This is a genomic window from Sorangium sp. So ce362, from assembly GCF_051519845.1.
In the GTDB taxonomy this organism is placed as follows: Bacteria; Myxococcota_A; Polyangia; order Polyangiales; family Polyangiaceae; genus Sorangium.
Window position 1 is genome coordinate 5,082,447 of the sequence record NZ_CP150332.1, and the last position, 23,177, is coordinate 5,105,623.

Annotated in this window: 19 protein-coding genes and 1 tRNA gene; 7 read left to right on the top strand and 13 right to left on the bottom strand. The window is 71.5% G+C overall.

All coding sequences use genetic code 11. The features are described 5' to 3' along the window. Positions 1 to 83: 83 nt before the first annotated feature. The 8 genes from WMF17_RS19730 to WMF17_RS19765 form a co-directional block, all read right to left on the bottom strand. Entirely contained in the window at positions 84 to 1,457 is a 1,374-nt protein-coding gene (locus WMF17_RS19730; RefSeq protein WP_437650718.1) for a tetratricopeptide repeat protein, read from the bottom strand. A gap of 83 nt (positions 1,458 to 1,540) precedes the next feature. Beyond that, complete coding sequence (locus tag WMF17_RS19735) at positions 1,541 to 2,065, bottom strand: hypothetical protein (RefSeq protein ID WP_437603621.1); 525 nt, start codon at positions 2,063 to 2,065, stop codon at positions 1,541 to 1,543. A 66-nt stretch (positions 2,066 to 2,131) separates the two neighbouring features. Next, complete coding sequence (locus WMF17_RS19740; RefSeq protein ID WP_437603622.1) at positions 2,132 to 3,127, bottom strand: collagen-like protein; 996 nt, start codon at positions 3,125 to 3,127, stop codon at positions 2,132 to 2,134. A 365-nt stretch (positions 3,128 to 3,492) separates the two neighbouring features. After that, positions 3,493 to 4,857: a M16 family metallopeptidase gene (locus WMF17_RS19745; protein ID WP_437603623.1), complete on the bottom strand. Its 1,365-nt coding sequence runs from the start codon at positions 4,855 to 4,857 to the stop codon at positions 3,493 to 3,495. Continuing rightward, a complete protein-coding gene (locus WMF17_RS19750; RefSeq protein ID WP_437603624.1) occupies positions 4,854 to 6,296 on the bottom strand; it encodes a M16 family metallopeptidase in 1,443 nt (480 codons plus the stop codon). Before WMF17_RS19750 ends, WMF17_RS19745 begins: the two co-directional genes overlap by 4 nt. Positions 6,297 to 6,319: 23 nt before the next feature. Further along, positions 6,320 to 6,967: a hypothetical protein gene (locus tag WMF17_RS19755; protein ID WP_437603625.1), complete on the bottom strand. Its 648-nt coding sequence runs from the start codon at positions 6,965 to 6,967 to the stop codon at positions 6,320 to 6,322. A 68-nt stretch (positions 6,968 to 7,035) separates the two neighbouring features. After that, a complete protein-coding gene (gene lepA, locus WMF17_RS19760; protein WP_437603626.1) occupies positions 7,036 to 8,838 on the bottom strand; it encodes a translation elongation factor 4 in 1,803 nt (600 codons plus the stop codon). Positions 8,839 to 9,107: 269 nt separating this feature from the next. Continuing rightward, positions 9,108 to 9,317: a ribbon-helix-helix domain-containing protein gene (locus tag WMF17_RS19765; RefSeq protein ID WP_437493169.1), complete on the bottom strand. Its 210-nt coding sequence runs from the start codon at positions 9,315 to 9,317 to the stop codon at positions 9,108 to 9,110. 313 nt (positions 9,318 to 9,630) lie between these two features. Here WMF17_RS19765 and WMF17_RS19770 point away from each other — a divergent pair, with 313 nt between their 5' ends. The 3 genes from WMF17_RS19770 (at position 9,631) to WMF17_RS19780 (ending at position 12,690) form a co-directional block, all read left to right on the top strand. After that, positions 9,631 to 10,398, top strand: coding sequence for a hypothetical protein (locus tag WMF17_RS19770; protein WP_437603627.1), 768 nt, complete (start codon positions 9,631 to 9,633; stop codon positions 10,396 to 10,398). Between the two features lies 1 nt (position 10,399). Then, the gene (locus WMF17_RS19775; protein ID WP_437603628.1) at positions 10,400 to 11,164 is read left to right on the top strand and encodes a hypothetical protein; all 765 of its coding nucleotides are present in this window, start codon (positions 10,400 to 10,402) and stop codon (positions 11,162 to 11,164) included. A 257-nt stretch (positions 11,165 to 11,421) separates the two neighbouring features. Continuing rightward, positions 11,422 to 12,690 carry a pseudouridine synthase gene (locus WMF17_RS19780; protein WP_437603629.1) on the top strand — a complete coding sequence of 423 codons (1,269 nt, stop codon included), beginning with the start codon at positions 11,422 to 11,424 and terminating at the stop codon, positions 12,688 to 12,690. Here WMF17_RS19780 and WMF17_RS19785 read toward each other — a convergent pair. Both WMF17_RS19785 and WMF17_RS19790 read right to left on the bottom strand, forming a co-directional pair. Next, entirely contained in the window at positions 12,602 to 13,765 is a 1,164-nt protein-coding gene (locus tag WMF17_RS19785) for an AAA family ATPase (protein ID WP_437603630.1), read from the bottom strand. The two genes, WMF17_RS19780 and WMF17_RS19785, sit on opposite strands and share 89 nt — an antisense overlap. A gap of 161 nt (positions 13,766 to 13,926) precedes the next feature. After that, positions 13,927 to 14,001, bottom strand: a tRNA-Gly gene (locus WMF17_RS19790). A gap of 413 nt (positions 14,002 to 14,414) precedes the next feature. On the opposite strand from WMF17_RS19790, the gene WMF17_RS19795 reads away from it, so the two are divergent. After that, positions 14,415 to 15,644: an FHA domain-containing protein gene (locus tag WMF17_RS19795; protein WP_437581274.1), complete on the top strand. Its 1,230-nt coding sequence runs from the start codon at positions 14,415 to 14,417 to the stop codon at positions 15,642 to 15,644. A gap of 107 nt (positions 15,645 to 15,751) precedes the next feature. Here WMF17_RS19795 and amrB read toward each other — a convergent pair whose 3' ends face one another. After that, positions 15,752 to 17,011 (bottom strand): AmmeMemoRadiSam system protein B, encoded by a 1,260-nt coding sequence (gene amrB, locus WMF17_RS19800; protein ID WP_437603631.1) that lies wholly within the window; start codon positions 17,009 to 17,011, stop codon positions 15,752 to 15,754. Positions 17,012 to 17,284: 273 nt separating this feature from the next. Between amrB and WMF17_RS19805 the strand changes: the two genes are divergently transcribed. Further along, positions 17,285 to 17,887, top strand: coding sequence for a YkgJ family cysteine cluster protein (locus tag WMF17_RS19805; protein ID WP_437603632.1), 603 nt, complete (start codon positions 17,285 to 17,287; stop codon positions 17,885 to 17,887). A 9-nt stretch (positions 17,888 to 17,896) separates the two neighbouring features. Here the strand turns inward: WMF17_RS19805 and WMF17_RS19810 are convergent, their stop codons facing one another. Beyond that, complete coding sequence (locus tag WMF17_RS19810; RefSeq protein ID WP_437603633.1) at positions 17,897 to 20,071, bottom strand: RelA/SpoT family protein; 2,175 nt, start codon at positions 20,069 to 20,071, stop codon at positions 17,897 to 17,899. 280 nt (positions 20,072 to 20,351) lie between these two features. Between WMF17_RS19810 and hemW the strand changes: the two genes are divergently transcribed. Both hemW and WMF17_RS19820 read left to right on the top strand, forming a co-directional pair. Continuing rightward, the gene (hemW, locus tag WMF17_RS19815) at positions 20,352 to 21,596 is read left to right on the top strand and encodes a radical SAM family heme chaperone HemW (RefSeq protein WP_437603634.1); all 1,245 of its coding nucleotides are present in this window, start codon (positions 20,352 to 20,354) and stop codon (positions 21,594 to 21,596) included. Between the two features lie 83 nt (positions 21,597 to 21,679). Next, complete coding sequence (locus tag WMF17_RS19820) at positions 21,680 to 22,621, top strand: pyridoxal-phosphate dependent enzyme (protein WP_437603635.1); 942 nt, start codon at positions 21,680 to 21,682, stop codon at positions 22,619 to 22,621. Positions 22,622 to 22,744: 123 nt separating this feature from the next. Here the strand turns inward: WMF17_RS19820 and WMF17_RS19825 are convergent, their stop codons facing one another. Then, positions 22,745 to 23,164, bottom strand: a complete 420-nt coding sequence (locus WMF17_RS19825) for a response regulator (RefSeq protein ID WP_437603636.1) — start codon at positions 23,162 to 23,164, stop codon at positions 22,745 to 22,747. Between the last annotated feature and the right edge of the window lie 13 nt (positions 23,165 to 23,177).

Sequence of the window (23,177 nt, forward strand, 5' to 3'; positions counted from 1 at the left end):
CAGCTCGCCCGCATCGGAGGGCGCTATGCGATCGCGGCTTGTGCCACGCGTCACGAACCTCGCAGGACCTCGGGCGCGCGGCGCTAGCGAGAGCCCGAGCTCGCCGCGGGCGCCTGCGGGGACCGCCGCGCGCCGGACCGGGACGGAAGCGCGCTGCCGCCCCCCGCGGCGCCGAGCGGCGTGCCCGTCGTCTGCGCGAGCTGGCTGCCGCGCGGATCGTCCGGGAACGTGTCGAGGAACTTGCGCGCGTGGTGGCGCGACTCCTCGACGATGCCCGCGCGGTACGTCAGGAGCGCGACGTTGTAGCGCGCCTCGGCGTTCCTCGGATCGGCCTTCAGGGCGGCGAGGTAGCCCTGGCGGGCGCCGTTGTAGTCGCCGCGTTTGTCGGCGATGAGCGCGAGGTTGTACAGCACCTCGGCGTCGGAGGGATCCTGCTCGGCGAGCGGCGCGAGGTGCGCCTTCGCCCCGTCGAGATCGCCGGCGAGGATGGCCAGCGCGCCCGCGAGCAGCCGCGCCTTCCGGCCGGCGCCGGCCTCGATCGCGCGCTCCGCCTCGGCCCTGGCGTCCGGTAGGCGGCCTGCGCGCTCGTGCGCGAGGGCGAGCGCGTAGCGGAGCCGCGCCGGGTCGCCGCCCTCTTCGAGCGCGGCCCGCGCCTCGGCCTCTGCGCGCTCGGGGCGGCCGGCGACGGCGAGCGCCTCCGCCAGGACGGCGCGCGTGCTCTGCTGATCCGGGCATCGCTCGCGCGCTGCCTCCGCGTCGCGGAGGGCGGCGACGGCGTTCCTGGCGTGCAGCCTCGCCTCGGCGCGGAGCGCCAGGCAGGCGCACGTGGCCGGCGCTGCGGGCGCGGCGGCGACGGGGTGCATCTTCAGGCAGCGCGCCGCGACCCCGTCGAGCTCGTCGAGCTTGCGCCGCTCGAGGAGCGGTCTCGCGACCTCGTCGACCGCGCGCAGGTGCGCACCGTCGCGGCGCAGCGCCGCCCACCACATCCGCTCGCGCGACCCGAGCAGGGGCGCGGCCCCGAGCAGCTGGACGGCGCCGAGGCCGATCACGACGATCGCGGCCCCCATCCGCCGGTGCTTGAAGCTCGATCCGAGCCAGTGCTCCGCCGCGGCCGCGGCGAGCGTCGCGAGCGCCGCCCACAGCGGCACGCCGACGAGCGCGACCCCCTGCGCGAGCGGCGCGCGAGGCCCGCGGTAGTAGAGCGCGGCCGCGAGCGCCGCGGCGATCGCGAGCCACAGCAGCGCCGCTCCGTTCCTGGCGAGCCGCGTCTCGATCCGCGCGGCGAACCACGCCGACAGGCCGAGCGCCGCCGCGAGCGCGGCCGCCGAGAGCGCGCCCGAGAGCGCGAGCGCGGCCGATGGCAGCGGCTCGGGCGAGAGCCACGTGGGCGCGATGGCGAGGACCGCGAGGTGCAGCACGCGGCTCAGGTGCAGGGCGAGCTCAGCGAGCCAGGGCACGGCGTGACCTTAGCCCAGCGCCCGGCGCGGACCAAACGGCGGCGGAGCGGCGTCGCTGCTGCGAGGCCGCGGCGGCGGCGCGCTCACGGCAGGATCATCTCGACCTCGACGGCGACGCGCGTCCCGGGCGGCGGCACGCCGATCCCGAGCGGGATCAGCCGGAGGCACTGCGCTGCGTCGGGGCGCTCCATCCCTCGCACCTCGCTGATGCCGCGGGCGATCTCCTTCCCGGACTCGTCGAAGGTCATGTTGAAGAGGTATTTGGCGCGCGCCGGCGTTGGGCTCTTGCTGAGCGAAGGCTCCCAGCACTGCTTCACGAAGAGCGGCCGCCGCGCTTCGAGGGCCCTGATGGCGTCCGCCTGGACGCGCTTGTAGAGCGCGCCCGGCTGCTCCGGCGGGGCCGCGGCCGGCGCCGGGCGAGGCCGTGAGGGAGACGGCGCGTCCGCCGCCGGTACCGGTGGCGCCCTCATGGAGGCTGCCGCAGCCTCCACGCTGGCCGGAGGGGCCCCGGCGGAGGGCGCCGGGCGCTGGAGACCCAGGTAGAGACCCACCGCGATGAAGAGGCTGCCGAGCAGGATCGCCGCGGGGGTCATCAGCTCCTTCTGCATGGTGGAAATCGCGGGGCAGGCGCCGCGCAGGCCGTGGTGCGCGAGGCTGGGCTCCCAGCCCGGACCTTACTCCATGGTGACGACAGCGGAGGTGTACGAATAATCGTTGTTGGTCCAGAAGGGGCTCTCCGAGCTCCCGCAGAGACCGACGTTGTGCTGGCCGGGGGGCAGCAAGAGCACCGCGCTCAGCCCCATGCTGATGCTGGTGTTCGCCGGGACGCGGAGCGCATAGACGCCGGTCCCGGTCCGCTGGATATCGCCGAGCGGCACGAGCTGCTGGGAACAGATCCAGAGAAAGAGCCGATCCGCAGGGGACGCCGCGGCGCCGAGCGCCTTGTTCGACACGACGAAGACGCGCTGCCCCAGGTCGGTCACGTTCACGGTGGCAGGTGCAGCCAGGAACTGAAGCGTTGACCGGGGGTCGGCGCCCACGCCGGAGACGGAGGTGCTCGAGAGCACGCCGGGAGGCCCCTGTGCGCCGGCCGCCCCGGGCTCACCGGGCGACCCCGGCTCACCGGGCGGCCCCGGCTCACCGGGCGGCCCCGGCTCACCAGGCGGCCCCACAGGCCCGATCGGACCTTGCGCGCCCTGCAGACCCACGGGATCGCCGACCCACACGCCGCTGCTGTCGATGACGAGGCGGCCGCCGACAGCGATGGAGTTCGGCGTGATGTCGCCGGCGACGTTGCTGGCCTGGAGCGCGTACGGAACGCTCGCGATCCTGGCGCGCGGGCGCATCTCGGGGTCTTCCCCCACGGTGATCCCCAGGTAGCGTGCCGTGCCGTTGAAGACCGGCTTGTCGACGGGCGCGAGATCGCCGAGGTCGGCCGAGAAGTACCCGTGGTCGAACGTGATGGAGTGGACCTCGCTCCAGATGGGCACGGTGGCGTCGAGCGCATCGTAGAAAGCGAACACCACCTCGAGCGTGTCGTCGATGGGCTGGCCTGCCGCATCGAACAGGCGCCCCTGATGGGTGATCGTGATCGGGACCGCCGCAGCGGCGGTCCCGCTCAGCGCGGTCGCCGCCGCGAGGACCAGCGGGTTGATCGTTCGTGCCTTCATCGCGAGCTCCCGTCGTTCGCCCTCGCGAGCCGGCGCCGGGGAGCGCCGGGGCGCCCATCGAATGTCGCGTGCGGAACGATCGCGGCCGAAGGCGCCGAAAATCCTCGATCGCAGCGCGATCTCTGCCCTGATCTCGCGAAGAAGCAGCGCCTTCGATGCCGGCGGTCATGCGACGGTTGCGATCGCGCTCGCGGTCGCTCCGCCTTCGTCCGAACCGGCCACCCGGCGTCGCCATCGCCTGGGCCGCGCCGCCTCGGATCGGGCGTCCGCAACGGGCGTGCGCCCGGCGCTGCGGGGGCGCGCCCGTCGCGGGTGCGCCCCAGCTCCGTGCGTCGGCGATCCCGCCTGGGATCGACGACGCTCCGCTACTCGAGGTCGTGCGGCTCGACTTTCACCTCGGTCAGCCTCGGGATGGCCGCGGCGACCGCCTCCCCGATCTCCTCGTGCGTCCCGACGACGCCGATCACGAGATCGTCCTCCGAGATCCGGCGCCGCACGGCGGCGTTCGCGTCCGCGAGCGTGACCTCCTCGACCCGCTTCAGGTAGGTCTCGTGGTACCCCGCTGGCAGGTCGTACAGGATCTCCTCGAGCCTCTGGTGCACGCGCTTCCTCGCGGTGTCGATCTCGAACGCGTGGGAGCGGACGAGGTAGCGCTTCACGAACGTGAGCTCGTCCTCGGTGATCCCGTCGCGCCGCAGCGCCTCGAGCAGCCCGAGCTGCAGGGAGAGGCACGCGGCGGCGTCCTGCGCCGCGGGCGCGGTCCACATGGTGAAGGCGTCGCGGTGCCGATCGAAGCCCGCCCGCGACGAGGCGCCGTAGGACCAGCCACGCTTCGCGCGCACCTCCTGCATCAGCCGCGACGAGAAGGTGCCCCCGAAGACGGTGTTCGCGACCAGGAGCGCCATGTGATCCGGGTCGTGGGCGTCGGTGCCGAGCCCGCCGATGACCATCTGCGTCTGCGTCCGCTCGGACTTGTCGACGAACACGAGGCACCGCCCCGGCCTTGGGCTCGGCTCCGTCACCGGATCGGCGATCGCCTCGCCCTCGGCCAGGCCGGACAGGAGGCGCTCCGCGACCCGGTGCGCCTCGCTGGGCTCGATGTCGCCCGAGATGGCCACGATCGCGTTGCGCCGGGTGTAGTGCCGCGCATAGAAGGCCGCGACGTCGTCGCGCGTGATCTCCCGCAGCGTCGGGATGGTGCCCGCGATGCGGCGGCCGTAGGGGTGCCCCGCGAACAGCGTGCGCCGGAAGGCGCGGCTGCAGAGTGAGCGATCGCTGTCGCGCGCCTCGATGAGCTCGGCCTCGGCCTCGCGCAGGAGCCGCGCGAGCTCGGGCGGCGAGAACGTCGGGCGCGCGAGGAGCGTGGCCCCGAGCTCGATGAACCGATCGAGCGAGCGCTTGATCACCTCGAAGTGGACCGTCGTCGCGCTCGTCGCCACGTCGGCGCCGAACTCCCCGCCGAGCGCGTCGATCGTCTCCTCGATCTCGTTCGCGCTGTGGCCCTCCGCCCCGCGGCGGAGCATGCGCGCCGTGATCCGGGCGAGCCCCTCGCGCCCGACCGGGTCGTGCGCCGCGCCGGAGCCGAACGCGACAACGATGCTGACGATGGGGAGCGCGTGGCTCGTCTCCACGAGCACCGCCCCGTCGCGAGGCAGAACGCGCCCGGCCGACGCTCCCCTGCCCTGTCCCTCGGCGCCCCACGCGAGGCCGCTCTTCACGCTCTGGCTCACGATGCCTCCTCGCTCTCCGCGTCCGCCTCGTCCCCGTCGTCGTCGGTGCTCGATCCGTCCGGGATCACGTGGACCACGGTCCGCGCCGAGCTCACGAGGTAGCGCCGCGCCACGCGCAGGAGGTCCCCCACGGTGGCCCGCCGGTAGGCGGCGAGCCGCTCGAACAGGGCCGCGGGATCGCCGAGCACCGTCTCGTAGAAGCCGATCTGCTCGGCCTTGCCGGCGACCGTCTCGAGCCCTTGCAGGATCGAGAGCTCGATGCGCGCCTTCGCCCGGTCGAGCTCCGCCTCGCTGACCGGGGCGCGGCTCACCGCCTCCAGGAGCGGATCGAGGGCCGCGAGCAGCGCCTCGCCGGTGTGGGCGCCGCGGGCGCAGAGATAGATGTCGTACAGCGCGGGGTCGCGGAACGAGCCGACCCAGCCGCGGATCTCGCTCGCGATCTCCTGCTCCTGCACGAGCGCGCGGTGCACGCGCGACGACCGCCCGGCGAAGAGGATCTCGTTCAGCAGCACGAGGGGCGCGTGGTCGAAGTCCCCGAGCGCCGGCGAGCGGTAGCCCATCGCGATCTTGTGCGTGGCGGTCGGCTTCGCCACCTCGGCGCGGCGCTCCGCGACCTGCGGCGGCTCGGGGCACACGTCCTCCACCGGGAGCTTCGACGGCTCCTGCGTGCCGTAGTGGTCCTGCACTACCCGCAGCGCCTGCTCGAGCGCGACGTCGCCGACGACGACCAGCGCCGCGTTGTTGGGGGCGTAGTACGTCCGGTAGAACTCGAGGCAGTCCTCGGTCGTGAAGCCCTTGATGTCCTCCATCCAGCCGATGGTCGGCCACCCGTAGGCGTGCTCGCTGAACGCCTCTTTATAGAGCAGCTCGCTCACCGCCCCGTCGACGTCGTCCTCGACCCGCTGCCGCCGCTCGTTGGCGACGACCTCTTTCTCGCTCGACACCTGGGGGTCGCGGAGGACGAGCCGCGCCATGCGCTCCGCCTCGAGGCGGAGGGTGAGCTCGAGCGCGTCCTTCGGCAGGTTCGTGTGGTAGTAGGTCCAGTCGAGGAACGTCGCCGCGTTCGTCTCGGCGCCGGCCTCCTCGAGCATCCGGTCGAACGAGCCGTGGGCGACGCTCTCCGTCTCGCCGAACATGAGGTGCTCGAACAGGTGAGCGATGCCCGTCTTGCCCACGCGCTCGTGGCGCGAGCCGACGCCGAACCAGGTCTGCAGACAGACCACGGGCGCCGTGGCGTCGGCGAGCACGAGCACCTTGAGCCCGTTGCCCAGGACGAAGCGCTCGACGCGCATCGCGGGACCGAACGCGATGGTGGCGTCATGGCGCAGCCGGGCGAGCGGCGGGCGGTCGCGGTTCAGCTCGTCGAGCATGTCGGCGAGCGGATCCAGTCGAGGGAGCGCGTTGGCGCCGGGGACCGAGTAGGCAAGCGTCTCCTGCATGGCAGACGCAGCCCATACCACGCTCAGCGCCGCGGCGCTGCGTGGCATAGGACGTCGCTCGGATCTCGTGTCGACTGGTGGCACTCCCACAGGGCGTCGTGGCAGGAGACGACGAGGACCCCCGCGTCGTACGCCTCCCTGAGAGACGAGCCTGCCCGCTGCGCGAGCAGGTTCGACGGGGTACGCTCGGTGCACCCCTTGCCCATGTCGACCTCGATCTTCCTGTTCCCCTTGGCCGGCTTCACGGGGCTCGGCGGGGTCTTGCCTTTGTCCGCGGTGCGCACCGCCGTGGCGAGCTTCGGCAGGATCCGCTCGAGGTAGGCCTTGTCCACGAGGGGATCGGTCGGCTGCGGCGACACCATGGCGAGCGTGTACTGGATCGCCATCATCTGCTGCTCGGCCGGGGCGCTCGGCTGGATCGGCCCGCTCGACCCGATCGGGACCGGCCGCGGCGGCATCTCTCGCTTCGCGGTCTCCGTGGCCGCGGGGGGCGCCGCGGCGCTCTGGGCCGGCGCGGCGCTCGGCGCGGCCGGCGGCGCGGAAGCTGAGGCGGACGCCCCCGGCGCCGGGGCGCGCGGCTCGTCGCACGCGACGACGGCGAGGCCGAGGGCAAGGGCGAGGACAGGGTGCGCCGCGCGGCGATCGCGCGGACGGACGGGGGCGGGCTGCATGGGCGGCTTATACGGGCGGGGCGCGCGCGCCGCCACGCCCGCGTGCCGCCAGCGCCCTGCCCCGCGCCTCAGTCGATCTTCAGGATGGCGAGGAACGCCTCCTGCGGGATCTCGACGCTCCCGACCATCTTCATCCGCTTCTTGCCCTCTTTCTGCTTCTCGAGGAGCTTGCGCTTCCGGCTGATGTCGCCGCCGTAGCACTTGGCGGTCACGTCCTTGCGCATCGCCTTCACGGTCGTCCGCGCGATGATCTTCGACCCGATCGCCGCCTGGATGGCGACCTCGTACTGCTGGCGCGGCACGATGTCCTTGAGCTTCACCGCGAGGTCCCGGCCCCGGGCGTAGGCCTTGTCCCGGTGCACGATGACGCTCAGGGCGTCGAGCGGGTCGCCGTTCACCATCATGTCGAGCTTGATGAGGTCGTCGGCGCGGTACCCGACGAGCTCGTAGTCCATCGACGCGTAGCCGCGCGACACGCTCTTCAGCTTGTCGTGGAAGTCGAAGAGCACCTCGCTGAGGGGCATGTCGTAGGTGATGATCACGCGGTCGGACGAGGCGTACTGGATCGACTTCTGCTCCCCGCGCCGCTCCTGGCACAGGGCGAGGACGGCGCCGACGTACGTCGACGGCACGTGGACGGTCATCCGGAAGATCGGCTCCTCGATGCGCTCGATGAGGTTCGGCGGCGGGAGCTTCGCCGGGTTCTCGATCGACTTCATCGAGCCGTCGCCCAGGAAGCAGTGATAGACGACGCTCGGCGCGGTCGTGATGAGGTCGAGGTTGTACTCGCGCTCGAGCCGCTCCTGGATGATCTCCATGTGGAGCAGGCCGAGGAAGCCGCACCGGAAGCCGAACCCGAGCGCCTCGGACGTGTCGGGCTCGAAGACGAACGCCGCGTCGTTCATGTGGAGCTTCGACAGGGCGTCGCGGAGGTCCTCGTACTGGGCCGAGTCCGTCGGGAAGATCCCGGCGAAGACCATCGGCTTGACCTCCTTGAAGCCGGGCAGCGGGACCGTCGCGGGGTGGACCGCGTCGGTCACCGTGTCGCCGATCTTTGTGTCGACGACGCTCTTGATGTTGCCGACGAGGAAGCCGACCTCCCCTGGCCCGAGCTCGGTGAGGGCGGTCGCGTGGGGCGTGAACACGCCCATCTCCGTGACCTCGTAGTCGCGGCCGGTCGCCATGAAGCGGACCTTCTGCCCCTTGCGGAGGACGCCGTCGACGACGCGCACCATGACCACCGCGCCGCGGTAGCTATCGTACCAGCTGTCGAAGATGAGGGCGCGGGGCGCCGCGTTCAGGTCGCCCTTCGGCGCGGGGACGCGCTCGACCACCGCCTCGAGGATCTCGGCGATGCCGATCCCCGTCTTGGCGCTGGCGGGGATGGCGCCGGAGCAGTCGAGGCCGATGACGTCCTCGATCTCGCGGGTCGTCCGCTCGATGTCGGCCGAGGGGAGGTCGATCTTGTTGAGGACCGGGAGGATCGCGAGGTTGTTGTCGAGGGCGAGGAAGACGTTGGCGAGGGTCTGCGCCTCGACGCCCTGGGTGGCATCGACGACGAGCAGCGCCCCCTCGCATGCCTGGAGGCTGCGCGAGACCTCGTAGTTGAAGTCGACGTGCCCGGGCGTATCGATGAGGTGGAACCGGTAGGTCTGCCCGTCCTTCGCTGCATAGTCGAGCCGGACGGTCTGGGCCTTGATCGTGATCCCCCGCTCGCGCTCGATGTCCATCTTGTCGAGGAACTGCTCCTTCTGCTCGCGGGCGGTGAGCGCCCCGGTCGCGTCGAGGATGCGGTCGGCGAGCGTGGACTTGCCGTGATCGATGTGGGCGATGATGGAGAAGTTGCGGATGAGCTTGGAGTCAACGGGCATAGCGAGCTTCAGGGCGCGGCGACCTGACCAGCGTTAGCGACCGCAGCGCGCGGCCTCGACCGAGATGCGAAGGAGCGGACCTGAGGCCCGTGCCCCTCCGGGAACCGAACCGCAGCACGCGGCGCTGCCGGCGCCGAGGGAAATGGTGGACCGCGGCGTGCCTGCTCCTAGCGCGAGCAGCGCCGCAAAGCTATCCGCCCGGACAGCGCGCGGCGTCCAGGCGCATACCCTCCCCCGGCCTCTCAAACCCGGAGGCGCTCCAGCCTGGGTCATTTCTTCGGGATCGGCGGCGGGGGGGCCGGCGTGCTCTCCAGGGACATCTGCCCTGGCAGCACGTGCTCGTAGTGCTTGAGGATCATGTCGATCCCTTCGCGGATGTAGACCGCGATCGGGACCTTGGTGCGTTCGTGCAGGATCTTCAGCCGCTCGGCCTGCTCCGGCGTGATGTAGATGGTCGTCGAGACTTTCTTCCGCGACATGTCACGCCCGGGAGGGTAAACCCGCCAGTCTCGATGGGTACGACTGACAAGACGTTACCCTAGATGCCGGTACGTATGATGTCAATCGGAATGGCGCCGTCGCTCGGCGGGGCGCGGTCATTCATCCCGCACGCGGGCATCCCGCCACGCGGGCATCCCGCACGCGGGCCGGCGGGGTCGTCTCCCGTGGGCTTCTTGATGTGCGCGCGGACGGCGGTCTAGACTGCCGCCGAAGCTGGTCCGCGTCGGGGTGGCTCGCCCGGCGCGTCGAGCTTTGTCCCGAAAGTCCCGGGCCCGCCGGAGGAATCTCTTGATGACGCGATTCCCGCTCACCTGGCCGTCGCCCAGGTGCTTGCTCGTGGCCCTGATGACCGCTGCCGTCGCCTCCTGCGCGTCCTCGACGCCGGCGCCTTCGAGCGCGAAGAGCTCCACCGGCGAGCGGGACACGGCGATCGTCCACGAGCCCTGCGACAAGGACTCCGCCTCTGCGCAGAAGGTCGATGTGAACGGCGATCGGATGCCCGACATCATCCACGTGAAGAAGGACGGCCGGGAGGTCTGCCGGGTCGTCGACCTGAACCTGGACGGCGCGATCGACGCCTTCATCTACTACGACGGCAACGGGGTCGAGCGCCGGCGCGAGTCGGACTTCGACCGCGACGGGCGCGCCGACGAGATCGCGCACTACGAGCGCGGCGCCGTCGTGCTGAAGGAGCGCGAGACAAACTTCGACGACAAGCTCGACACCTGGGACTACTACGAGGGATCGCGCCTCACGCGCCGCGAGCGCGACTCCGACGGCGATGGAATCATCGACCAGTGGTGGCAGTTCAACAACCCGAACGACCCGAGGTGCGCGGTCGTGTCCACCGATCAGAACGCCGACGGCAAGCCCGACCCGAACAGCGTGGTTGATCTCTGCGCCGAGTCGTACGGCGCGCCGAAGGCGGTCCCCCCGCCTCCGCCGGGCAGCGCGGAGACCCCGGCCGGCGCCGCCCCGGCGACGAGCGCGGCGCCCGCGGGCTCCGCGCCCGCCCCCGCCAACGCCGCGAGCCAGCCGGCCGGCAAGAAGGGACCGTGACATGAGGAGACAAGCGCTCATCGCGCTCGCCGCGCTCGGCTTGCTCGGCGCGGCGTGCGGCTCGGATCCGGGGTTCGAGGGCGCGAAGGCGCCGAAGGTGGAGGCCGCCCGCAACGCCGACGGCAGCATCGACGATCGCTCGATGTGCGACTGGAAGGGCAGAGAGGATCGCGAGGCGAGCGAGACCGCGGGGCCGGGCGCGATCCAGCCCAACGTGCGGCGCGTCTGGCAGATCGTGGGCACCGGCGAGGACCGCCACCGGACGCTCGTCTGCCGCGAGATCGACACAAACTTCGACGGGGTGAAGGACGTCGTCCGCAAGTACAACGACAAGGGCGAGAGCCTGCACGAGGAGTCCGACTCGAACTACGACGGCCGGATCGACACCTGGCTCACGTTCGCCGGCGGGAGGCTGGCCGAGGTGAGGATCGACTCCGATCGCGACGGCAACCCCGATGAGTGGAAGTACTACAGCGGCGGCAAGCTCGCGCGCATCAAGCGGGACACGAACCGCGACGGCAAGCCGGACGTCTGGGAGATCTACCGCATGGGCCGGCTCGAGCGGATGGGCGTGGACATCGACGCCGACGAGCGGGTCGATCGGTGGGACCACGACAACGAGGTGAAGCGCCGCGTCGAGGAAGACGAGCGCAAGAAGGAAGAGGAGGCCGCTGCAGCGGCCGCGAAGAAGGCCGCGGAGGATCAGTCCGCCGCGGACAAGGCGAACGAGGCCGCGGGCGGCAGCGGCAGCGCGGATCCCCCCTAAGGACAAGAAATAGCGCGCGCCTCCTCCGACCGAGTGGAGGTCGATCTCGCCCGCCCGGCCCCGCCGGCGTGCTGCTCGCCCCGGTGCTCCTGCCGCCGCAGGCGCTCGCCGCGGCGGACATGCGGGCGCGCCGGCCTCGACGTCGGCCTCGGGCCTGAGAACAGCGCGGCACCAACGTTGGTCGACGCGGCGCGAGGGGCGTGCTTATCAGAGCCGCCGGCCGGCAGCGCAGCGTCGGCATAGGTCCCGAGCACACCATGGAAGAACGTCTGCAGAAGATCATCGCGCGCGCCGGCGTGGCCTCACGCAGGTCGGCCGAGGAGCTCATCCTCGCCGGGCGGGTACGCGTGAACGGCCACGTCGTGACCGAGCTCGGCTTGAAGGCCGACCGGCAGAAGGACCGGATCGAGGTCGATGGCAAGCGCCTCGTCTCCGAGGCGCCGGTCTACGTGGCCCTGCACAAGCCGCGGAACGTCGTCTCGACCTTGCGCGATCCCGAGGGGCGCCCGACGGTCGCCGACTACGTGCGCGGCACGGGCGCGCGGCTCTACCCCGTGGGTCGGCTCGATTTCGCGACCAGCGGGATCCTGCTCATGACGAATGACGGCGACTTCGCCAACGCGCTGCTCCATCCGCGCGGCGGTGTGCCGAAGACGTACGTGCTGAAGGTCCAGGGGACCATGAGCGACGACGACCTCACGCCGTGGCGCGAGGGCATCCGCCTGGAGGACGGCGTCACGCTGCCGGCCGAAGCGCGGCTGCTCCGCCGCGAGGGCGACAAGACGTGGATCGAGGTGACGCTCCGCGAGGGCCGCAACCAGCAGATCCGGCGCATGGGCGAGGCGAGCGGTTGGCCCGTGATGCGCCTGGCCCGGACGACGTTCGCCGGCGTGACCTCGGAAGGGCTCCGGCCCGGAGAGTGGCGCGCCTTGAAGGTGGACGAGCTCATCCACATCCGCGAGTCGTTCGGCGTGCCCAAGCGCATCCGTGGCGCGATGATGGGCGCGTCGTCCGGACCGGTCGACCATCGCCGCACAGCGGGCTTGGCCCGGTCGAGCGCGAAGGCGTCGCCTCGACCTGTGCCGGAGGCCGGCGGCCCGGCCGCGCGCAGCCGCGGGCCCGCGCAGCCGCGGGCTCGCACGAGGACCAACGCCGACGTCCCGAGCGCATCCGGCCCGGCCCCCGCTGGGCCGAGGGCTCGCTCAAGGACCAGCGCCACCGCGCCGACGGCGCCCGGCCCGGGCCCCGCTGGGCCGAGGGCTCGCTCAAGGACCAGCGCCACCGCGCCGACGGCGCCCGGCCCGGGCCCCGCTGGGCCGAGGGCTCGCTCCAGGACCAGCGCCACCGCGCCGACGGCGCCCGGCCCGGGCCCCGCTGGGCCGAGGGCTCGCTCGAGGACCAGCGCCCCCGCGCCGACGGCGCCCGGCCCGGCCCCCGCTAGATCTGCGCGAAACGCCCGCTCCGAAACGAAGCCTCGAGCAGCTGAGACACGCGCGCCTCGAGCTCGCGGGCGCGGGCGTCGTTGATGCCGGCAAGCGCCTGCTTGATCTCGCCGAGCGCCTTCAGCTGACTGAACAGCTGCACGTCACCGAGCGCGGCGCCGCCCGTGAGGATCTGCCGGATGCGGTCGATCTCCGCGGCGAGCGCCTCCACCCCGACGCCGAGCGCGCCGACGCGGCGGCGATCCGGGTGCTCGCGGAAGAACGCCTCCAGCACCGGCTGCACGATGCCCTCGAGGATCGCCGCCTGATCCTGGTTGTTCCAGATGTGTTTGAGCACGAAGAAGTCGCTCGCGTCCGTGGTCGGACGGCCGTCGAGGTAGGCGCTGGCGGCGAAGAGCTTGAGCATCTTCACGACCCGGCGGTCCGAGAGCGATATCCCCTCGGCGCGGATCTGGAACACCAGCCCCTTGTAGGCCGAGAGGAACGCGTCGCCGAAGTTCATCCGCGCGCCGAACCCCCGGCCGAGCTCGGCGAGCTCGCGCGCCGCGACGAGTGGGCGGAGCGGCTCGCCGGCCATGTGCCGGATCTCCTGCTGGATGCCGCGCTGGAGCAGCTCGCTGAAGTGGTAGGCGTCGAGGTTGTCGGACTGCACGCGCAGGAGGAAGCGGTCGAAGATCGCTGTCAGCGTCTCGTCGCCCGGCACCTCGTTCGAGGCCGCAAAGACGCTGATGAGCGGGCAGCGGATCACCTGCCCGCCGCTCGAGAACTTGCGCTCGTTCAGCAGCGTGAGCAGCGCGTTCAGGATGGCGCTGTTCGACTTGAAGACCTCGTCGAGGAAGACGATCTCCGCCTCGGGGAGCATTCCCGACGTGTTCCGGCGGTAGACGCCCTCGCGGAAAGCGCCGATGTCGACCGGACCGAAGATCTCGTTCGGCTCGGTGAAGCGCGTGAGCAGGTACTCGAAGTACTGGGCCTGCATCAGCTCGGCGAGCGTGCGGATGAGCGCGCTCTTCGCGGTCCCAGGCGGGCCGAGGAGCACGCAGTGCTCCCCCGCGACGACCGCGATCATGAGCAGGCGGATGATCTCGTCCTTGCCCAGGAACTGCCGCTCGAGGCTGTGGGCAAGCAGGCGCAGGCGCTCGTGGAGCGGAGCGGACATGAGGCGAATCCTCGTATCACAGGCCCGCCGCCCGGCGCATCGTCGCCGTAGCGCCCCGTGCGTTCCCGCGGCGCCCGCGCGCCGGGCAGTGGAACAAAAACACAGAGGCCGGTGGGTCGCACCGGCCTCGCTGGCTGCTCGCTGTCGCAGAGCCTATGTCGTGGAGCGGGAGACGGGATTTGAACCCGCGACGTCAACCTTGGCAAGGTTGCACTCTACCACTGAGTTACTCCCGCAGATGTCAATCGCCTGATTCAGGAAATCATCATCTGATGGCGCTTGTCAGAGAATTCCTGATTCGCGCCGGGTCATCACCGGAGGGCGTCTCCGTCGATGCGTGGCGGATGAGTACCAATCGGCGTGACCAGAGTCAAGCTCTCAAGAACAAAACCTTAAAACTTCCGTCGCCGGCAGGTTGCACGGCCGCTCTGGTCGAGTATTGTGTGGCCATTGCGAGCGAGGGGGCTCGCCAAGCAGCACCGCGCACGGTGCCGCTCACAAAAGCCTTCGCGTTCGCGACAGCGGCACCGTGTGGCGTGCTCTTACATCATAAGGGTGCCCGCCGCTCGGCGCGCTCTTGGTTGGCCTGGGTCGACCAGGCAGGTCCTTTGGACTTGGGGGGAGCATGAACGAACAGACTGCTTTGCGAGTGGACGTTGCGGAGACGCCGGCACCGGTCCTTCAGAAGGAGTACCGGTCCGGAGTCCACGCCAAGCGACAGGACGATGATGGAGGGTGGGGGCTCGTCCTGATCGGTCTCGACGCCCCGCCGCGGATCGTGAGCCTCATGGACGGCGCCGTGATCGGCAGCGCCGCGCGCGACGGGCGCATCGAGGGGAGCGGGATCGCGCCGGAGCACGCCAAGATCAGCGTCCGCTCGGACGGTTGTTACATCGAGGACATGGATACCCACGACGGCACGTGGGTGAACGGCGTCCGCGCCCGGCGCATCGGCGTGATGCACGGCGACGTGGTGCGCCTGGGCCAGCAGCTCGCGATCTTCGTGGAGCGGCACCTCGCGCTGTACGACGGCGCGCCGTCGCGGCTCGGGCCGCTCGTGTTCGGCTCGAAGCAGCGCAAGGACTGGATCGACCCGGTGATGAAGCTGGTGCAGTCGGGCTCCAGCGTCTGCATCGAGGGCGCGCCCGGGGTCGGCAAGCGCACGCTGGCCCGCCTCGCGGCCGCGGTGCGGGAGGGCCTGGGGGAGACCCTGGTCGTCGATGGCGGCGCCGAGACCAAGCCGGTCATCCCGCCGGGCGCGCGGCCGATGACGTGGCTCGTGCTCGACGCCGATCGCCTGCCGCGCCCGCAGCAGCTGGAGATCGCGCACTCGGTCGGCCGCTCGAACGGCGTCAGCATCATCGCGACGACGGGGCAGCCGCTCGATCGGGCGGCCGGCGACGGGCGCGTGGCGCCGTGGTTCGCGTCGCTCTTCTCCGGCAAGCGGATCACGATCCCGACGCTCGAGATGCGGCGCGAGGACGTGCCGCTCATCGTGCGCGACATCGCGGAGCGCAACGCGATCGGCCTCGATCGCTTCACCCCGCAGCTCCTGGAGGCGCTCGTCCGCGCCGGCTGGCCGGGCGGCGTGCCGCAGCTCGAGTCCGCCATCGTGACGGCGGCCCAGGCCTCGCCGGACGGCCCGCTCTCCGTCACGCCGATCGCGGGCTCGCTCGCGCGCGGCCCGCGCGTGAAGCCGAACCTCCCGCCGGCGACGGATCCGTCGCTCGCGCGCGCCCGCCTCGAGGACGCGCTCGCCCGGGCCAACGGCTCCGTCGCGTCGGCTGCGCGCGCCCTGGGCATGTCGCGGCAGGCGATCTACCGCGAGGCCGACCGGCTCGGCCTCGACATCGCGCGCCGCAGGGTCCCGCGCGGCTGAGCTGATCGCCGCCCCATGCCTGGGAGCCTCGCGGCGCGCCAGCGCCGGCAGGGGCTCTCGGCGCGCCTCATGACGAAGCGCGGCGCGCGCCGGGCAGGCGCGTACCTTCAGCCGTAGAATCCGAGAGACGTGTGGCTGACGATCGATCCCTCCTCGGGGTCGATGCACTGCTCGTAGTTCAGCAGCTCTCCGCGCGACGACGGCGGGAGCGCGCGGAGCAACGTGTAGATGGGGCCGAGGCCGCAGACGCGACGGGTGCCGAGGTCCTCTGCGACGTCGGCGAAGAAGCTCGGCGGATCGACCGACGTTGCGCGCTCGATCGAGGCGAGATCGCGATCGCGCAGCGTCATCCGCTGGCGTTCGCCGAGCGGCGCGGGGTCGCCGAAGCGCGGACCGACGTGGGCGAGGTCTGCCCCTGCGATCACGAGGACGCGGCCGGGGCGCCTCGCCAGGGCGTCGCGGAGCGACGTCAGGAACGACTCGGCGCCGTCGTCCTGCGCGGGGTCGCGGCGCCGCGCCTGGCACTCCGAGAGGCCGCAGAGGATGGGCACGATCGACGCCGCGCGGTCGCCGAGGAGGTGCCGGACGAACACGGCCTGGAACTCGATCGAGTGCTCGTTCTTGTGCAGGTACTGATCCTCGTGCACGTCGAAGCGGCTCGCGGCCGCGAGCTCCGCGATCATCTCGCGATCCGGATCGAGCGGGCCGAACGGCGTCGCGAACGTCTTCTCGCAGACGGCATACGGGCGCCGCATCGGGGCGTGCGACGTCCCGAGCAGAACGAAGGTGTCGACCTGCTCCAGCTCCGGCGCCGCCAGCGCCTGTTCCAGCGCGGCGTAGGCGTGCCCGTAGCCCGCCGCGGCGCGCCAGAGGTCCATGTGCGGCGCGCAGAGCCCGACCATGCGCTTCGGCGCGCCCTGCGCCACGGCCGCGCGCGTCCGCGGCCGCGCAACCCGGAGACACTGGCGCTCGATGAAATCGGCGAGCCGCAGCCGATCACCGTGGTACGCGCCGCCCGCGTGGGCAGCCATCCGGATCGGCGACGCGTCGAACGACCGCACGACCGTCCGCCGGCGCGCGTGGAACCGCGGGCTGTCGAGCATCCACGCGCGTTCCAGCTCGTCGGCCAGCTGCGCCACGTGGGCGGCATCCACCTGCTGCCCCGTCGACCGGGAGACGTCGCGCGCGATCTCGTCGACCGAGCGCCGCCCGTCGAAGCGCGCGAGCACCGCGGAGCTCGCGGCGGGCACGACGACGGCGGACGGCGCGATGCCCTCTGTGTCGCGCAGCATCAGCGCGCGCCCGTGGCGCTCATCCTGGATGACGATGACCTCCAGAGCGCGGAGCTTCGGGCGCAGAGACGACATCCATCGCGAGGATAGCGCGTGCGCGCCCGCCGCCCAGCTGCAGCCTCGCGCGCCCTGCCGCGGCGCCGACGGCCCCCCTCGGTCGCAGGGGGCGGCTCGCTCCGGAACGGACCGCCCTGGTGCCACGCGTCAGAGCTCCCATCAGGATCGCGGATTGCCGCTTCGCGGCGGAGCCGCGTGGCACTAGGCTCGTTCCGCGGAGCCCGCCCCGCCCCCGCCTCGCGCCGGCCGCCGTCGTGCGCGTGGGCGCACGAGAGCTTGCCCTGACGACGAATGCGCCGCACCGCGACCCCTGAGCCGCACGCCCGTGAAGCCGATCTGCTCGCCGAGCTCACGGCCGTGTACCGCGAGGCGGAGGAGGTCTTCCACGGCTGGACCTGCCAGGCCTCGACCGAGTGCTGCCGGTTCGGCGTCACGGGTCGCGAGCCGTATGTGACGTCCATCGAGCTCGCCGCCGTCCGGCGCGCGATCGCGGCCCGCGGCGGCCCGCGGGCGCTGCAGGGAATCGTGCGAGCCAGCGGGGCCGGTGCGCCCGAGCAGACCTCGTCCGCCGACGAGCCGAGCCGCCGGCGCGCGCTGCCGCAAGCCTCGGAGCGGCGGTGTCCGATGCTCACCGACGCTGGCCGCTGCGCGATCTACGCCGCGAGGCCGCTCGGGTGCCGCACGTTCTTCTGCGATCGCGCCACCGCCGGATCCCCCGTGCGCCACAACGACGTGACCCGGCTCGTCCGGAAGGTGCAGGAGGTCGCGGCGCGGCACGAGCCGGGCGGCGACCTCGGCCGTCCGCTCACCCGCGCGCTCGCTGACGCCGGCCCGGGCGTCGGGGGTGGACCGCCCAGGACGAGCGGCGCGGCGCGCGCTCGCCGCGGTCGCTGACGCGCCGGCTCAGGTCCGCTCGACGGCCATCACGCCGGGGATCCGCTGCAGGTGCCGGATGACGCTCTTCAGCTGCGCGAGGTCGGAGCAGAGGAAGGTGAACGTGTTCATCGCCCGGCCATCGTCGCCCGCCCGACAGGTCGCCTCGCTGATGTTGATGCCCTGCTCGTGGAACGTATGGCCCACTGTCGCGAGGATGCCCGGCCGGTTCGCCGTCATCACCTTGATCTGCACCGGGCGGTTGATCTTCGCGCGCGAGTCCCACGAGATCTCCACGCGTCGCTCGGGGTCCGTGTCGAACGCCTTGGCGCAGTTGCGGCGGTGGACCGTGATGCCGCGGCCGCGCGTGATGAACCCGACGATCTCGTCGCCGGGGAGCGGGTTACAGCACTTCGTGTAGCGAACGAGGACATCGTCGATACCGTTCAGGCGGATGCCGTGGCTGTCGCGCCCCGTGACCTTGCGGACGAGCGACTCGATGCGCCCCTCCTTGATCGACTCGGGCGGCGACGTCGGGGTGCCCTTCTCGTTCTCCTTGGGGGTGGGCGCGAGGAACTCGCACACCGCGCGGACGCTCACCTTGCCGTAACCGACCGCGATGAACAGCTCGTCGGCCGAGGAGACGCCGAACCGCTCCATGACCTTGCGCAGCTCGGCCTCGTTCTTGGTGAGGCGGCTCAGGCTCATGCTCCGCTGGTGCATCTCCTTCTCGAGGAGCTCGCGGCCGAGCTTGAGCGACTTCTCTCGCTGCTCCGTGCGCAGGTAGTTGCGGATCTTGGAGCGCGCGCGGCTGGTCGAGACGTAGTCGAGCCAGTCCTTCGACGGGTGCTGGCTCGGGTTGGTCATCACCTCGACGACGTCGCCGTTCCGGAGCTTCGAGCGGAGCGGGACGATGGCGCCGTTGACCCGCGCCCCCGAGCAGTGATCGCCGACCTTCGTGTGGATCGCGTAGGCGAAGTCGATCGGCGTCGAGCCGCGGGGGAAGACGCGCACGTCCCCCTTCGGCGTGAAGACGTACACCTCGTCCTGGAACAGGTCGACCTTGACGCTCTCCAGGAACTCGGCCGGGTCCTTGAGCTCCTTCTGGAACTCCATCAGCTGGCGGAGCCAGCCGAACCGCGCGGCGTCCTTCGGGTCGATGCCGCCGGAGTTGTTCTCCTTGTACTTCCAGTGCGCGGCGATGCCCTGCTCCGCCACGCGGTGCATCTCGTGGGTGCGGATCTGGATCTCGATCCGCTCGCGCCCAGGTCCGATGACCGTCGTGTGCAGCGACTGGTACATGTTCGGCTTGGGCAGCGCGACGTAATCCTTGAAGCGGCCGGGGACCGGGGTCCACTGCGAGTGGATGACGCCGAGCGTCGCGTAGCAGTCGGCGACCGACTCGACGAGCACGCGGAACGCGATGACGTCGTAGACCTGATCGAAATCGCACTGCTGCGCCTGCATCTTGCGCCAGATCGAGTAGAGGTGCTTCGCGCGGCCGGTGACGTCGACCGCGAAGCCCTGCTCCGCGAGCTTGCCCGCGAGCACCTTCGAGACCTCGTGGATGTACTTGTCGCGATCCTTCGCGGTCGTCTTGACCTTCTGCGAGAGGTCCCCCCAGGCCTCCGGCTCGACGTACCTGAACGACAGGTCCTCGAGCTCGCTCTTGAAGCGCGCGATGCCGAGGCGGTTCGCGAGCGGGGCGTAGATCTCCATCGTCTCCCGGGCGATCCGGTCCTGCGCCTCGGGTTTCATGAACTCGAGGGTTCGCATGTTGTCGAGGCGGTCGCACAGCTTCACGAGGAGCACGCGAATGTCGCGCGCCATCGCCACGAGCATCTTGCGGAAGTTCTCGGCTTGCCGGTCTTCCTTGGAGGCGAAGTTGATCTTCGAGAGCTTCGTCACGCCGTCGACGAGGAACGCCACCTCCTGGCCGAAGCTGTTCTCGATGTCGGTGGTCGTCGCGAGGGTGTCCTCGACGACGTCGTGCAAGAGCCCGGCGCAGACGCTCGCCGTGTCCAGCTTGAGCTCGGTGATGATCGCGGCGACGCTCGCCGGGTGGGAGAAATACGGGTCGCCGCTCTTGCGGGTCTGCCCCCTGTGAGCGTCAGAGCTGTAGGCGTAAGCCCGGGCGATGAGATCGACGTCTGCGGCGGGCTGATAGGTCCGAACGCGATCGACAAGCTCCGTCAACGTCAGCATGAAGAGTTCGGCGGGCGCAATGCGCCCCCTCCCTTTCGCACGCTAACACCGCGATCTAGACCCCGCAATTGTGTCACCATGCGCGTGCCCGGCGCCGTGCTGCGCGCCGCCGATCCATTCTCGTTTCTCGTTCTCGTGTTGGTTGCCTCAGCCGCGTCCGTCGGCTCGGTCGCGCCGGCTGCGCCGCTCGCCTCCACCACATCGGTTGCGTCGGCTGTTCGTCGCGTCCATCACGTCCGCCACGTCCATCACGTTCGTTGCATCGATTGCATCCGTTTTCATGGATTACATGGAGCCGATCACCGCCTACGTCCACTTCCCGTGGTGCCTCAAGAAGTGTCCCTACTGCGACTTCGTCTCTTTCGCGAAAGCGCGGGAGGCGATCGACCATCGCGGCTATGCCGACGCCGTGCTGGCCGAGCTCCGGAAGCGAGCGGATGCGCTGGGCGAACGCGAGTTGCGGAGCGTGTTCTTCGGCGGCGGGACGCCGTCCCTGTGGGAGCCGGAGGAGATGGGCAGGGTGCTGTCCGCCATCACCGCGGCCGCCGGCCGGCTCTCGCCAGACATCGAGGTGACCGTCGAGTGCAATCCGACCTCGCTCGATGAGCAGCGGGCCCGAGCGTTCCGAGCGATCGGAGTCAACCGACTGAGCGTCGGCGTTCAGGGGCTCGACGTGGAGCGCCTCCGGTTCCTCGGGCGCCTGCACGACCCAGACGGCGGCCTCGGCGCGCTCTCAGCGGCGCTCCGGTCCGGGATGCCGCGCGTGAGCGGCGACCTCATCTATGGTGTCGCGGTGGGAACGGCCGACGAAGCACGAGAGCAACGCCCCGAGCACGCCGCCGCCGAGGCGCGCGCGGTGGCCTCGACGGGGGTGACCCACATCTCGGCGTACAGCCTCACCGTCGAGCCCGGCACCTCGTTCGGAGAGCTGGCGCGGCGCGGGCGCCTGCCGCTCGCCGGAGACGATGGGGTGGCGGACACGTTCTTCGCGATCGACGAGGCGCTCGAGGCAGCGGGGCTCGTCCACTACGAGATCTCGAACTACGCGAAGCCGGGCCACGAGGCGCGCCATAACCTCGGCTACTGGCAAGGCATCGATTACGTCGGGCTCGGGTGCGCCGCCTACGGGACCGTGTCGCGCCCGGATCCGCGCTGGGGCCTGCGCTCGACGGGCGCGGAGGGCAGCGGCGAGGCGCTCGCGGTCCGGTACCGGAACGTCGTGAGCCCGGACCGGTACATGGCCGTGATGGCCGAGGGCGGCGCGGCGATCCCCGTGGAGAGCGACGAACGGCTCGACCCAGAGACGCGCCTGTCCGAGCGGATCATGCTCGGGCTCAGGCTGCGCGATGGGTTCGATCTGGAGGCCGCCGCAGCGGCGCTCGGCGTGGCGGCATGGCCCACCGCGCGACGGCGGGCCGCGGAGCGGCTCGAGCGCGCCGGCCGCCTCGATGTGGCCGGCGGGCGGCTCAGCGTCCCGCGGGCCGCCTGGGTCTTCACCGACGGCATCGCGGCCGACCTGTTCTGACGCCACGCCGCGATCGCGGGCGCGCGATGCGGGATGCGCTCGCGGTGGACGTCGGGCGCAGACCGCGCTCCGATGCTCGTCCCATGAGCGCCCTGCCGACGATCGAGGACATCCGTCGCGCCGCCGCGCGCCTCGCGCCGCACGCCCACGTGACCCCCGTCATGACCAGCCGGACGATCGACGGCATCGCGGGAGCGCGCGTCTTCTTCAAGTGCGAGAACCTCCAGCGGATCGGGGCGTTCAAGTTCCGCGGGGCGTGCAACGCGGTCCTGTCCCTCCCGGACGAGGAGGCACGGCGCGGCGTCGCGACCCACTCGTCGGGCAACCACGCCGCCGCGCTCGCGCTCGCCGCCCGCATCCGCGGCATCGCCGCGCACATCGTCATGCCCTCGAGCGCGCCCGCCGTGAAGCGCGCGGCCGTGGAGGGCTACGGCGCCCGGATCGTGACCTGCGCCCCCACGCTCCGGTCGCGCGAGGAGGCGCTCGCCAGCGTGCTGTCCGAGACGGACGCCATCCTGGTTCACCCGTACAACGACGCGCGCGTCATCGCCGGCCAGGGCACGGCCGCGCTGGAGCTCGCGAGCCAGGTGGAGGACCTCGACGTCGTGGTCGCGCCCGTCGGCGGCGGCGGGCTGCTCTCGGGCACCGCCATCGCGATCAGCTCGCTGCCCCACGCGCGCACGATCGGCGCCGAGCCCGAGGCGGCGGACGACGCGGCGCGATCGCTGCGCGAGGGGACCCTCCTTCCCTCGAACGACCCGACCACGATCGCGGACGGCCTCCGCACCTCGCTCGGCGAGCTCACCTTCGCGGTCCTGCGCGAGCGCGGGGTCGAGATCGTCACCGTGGGCGAAGAGGACATCGTCAAAGCGATGCGCGTCGTCTGGGAGCGGATGAAGATCCTCATCGAGCCGAGCTCGGCGGTCCCTGTCGCGGCGGTCCTGCTGCGCAAGATCCACGGAGCGCGGATCGGCGTCATCCTGAGCGGGGGAAACGTCGACCTGAGCAGGCTCCCGTTCGTCTGAGCGCGATCGCGCACGCGGCGCCGCGCGGGCGCACCGGCGCTCCCCGGGAGCCCGCGCCGACCGGCGGCGACCCTGTCAATTCGCCCTGGACAGCGCGCCGAAGAGGCGCCGGGCGCGCTCGGCTCAGCGGAGGTTCCGCGTCACGTGGAGCTGGTGCAGGCTCACCGCCAGGTCGACCTGGCGGCGCAGATCCGAGGCGATCCAGGGCTTCGTGATGATCCGGAACATCGCGCTCTCCCGGGAGATCTTCTGGATCTGCTCCACGTCGGTCGGCGCGCAGACGAGCACCGGCACGTAGCTCAGCCCCTGCCGGCGCAGCTCGCGCAGCAGCGCGAGCCCGCTGAAATGAGGCATGCGGTAGTCCGCGACGACCACGGAGGGCGGCTCCTTCACCGCCGCTGCCAGCGCGCGGCGCGGATCGCCGAAGGTGCGGACCTGGTAGCCGGAGCGGAGCGCCCGCTCCATGAGGTCCAGGTTGCTCTCCTCGTCGTCGACGGCGTAGAGGAGAGTTCCTTGGCCCCGACCACTCGAAGGTGGCGGCATGCTGCCGGAATGC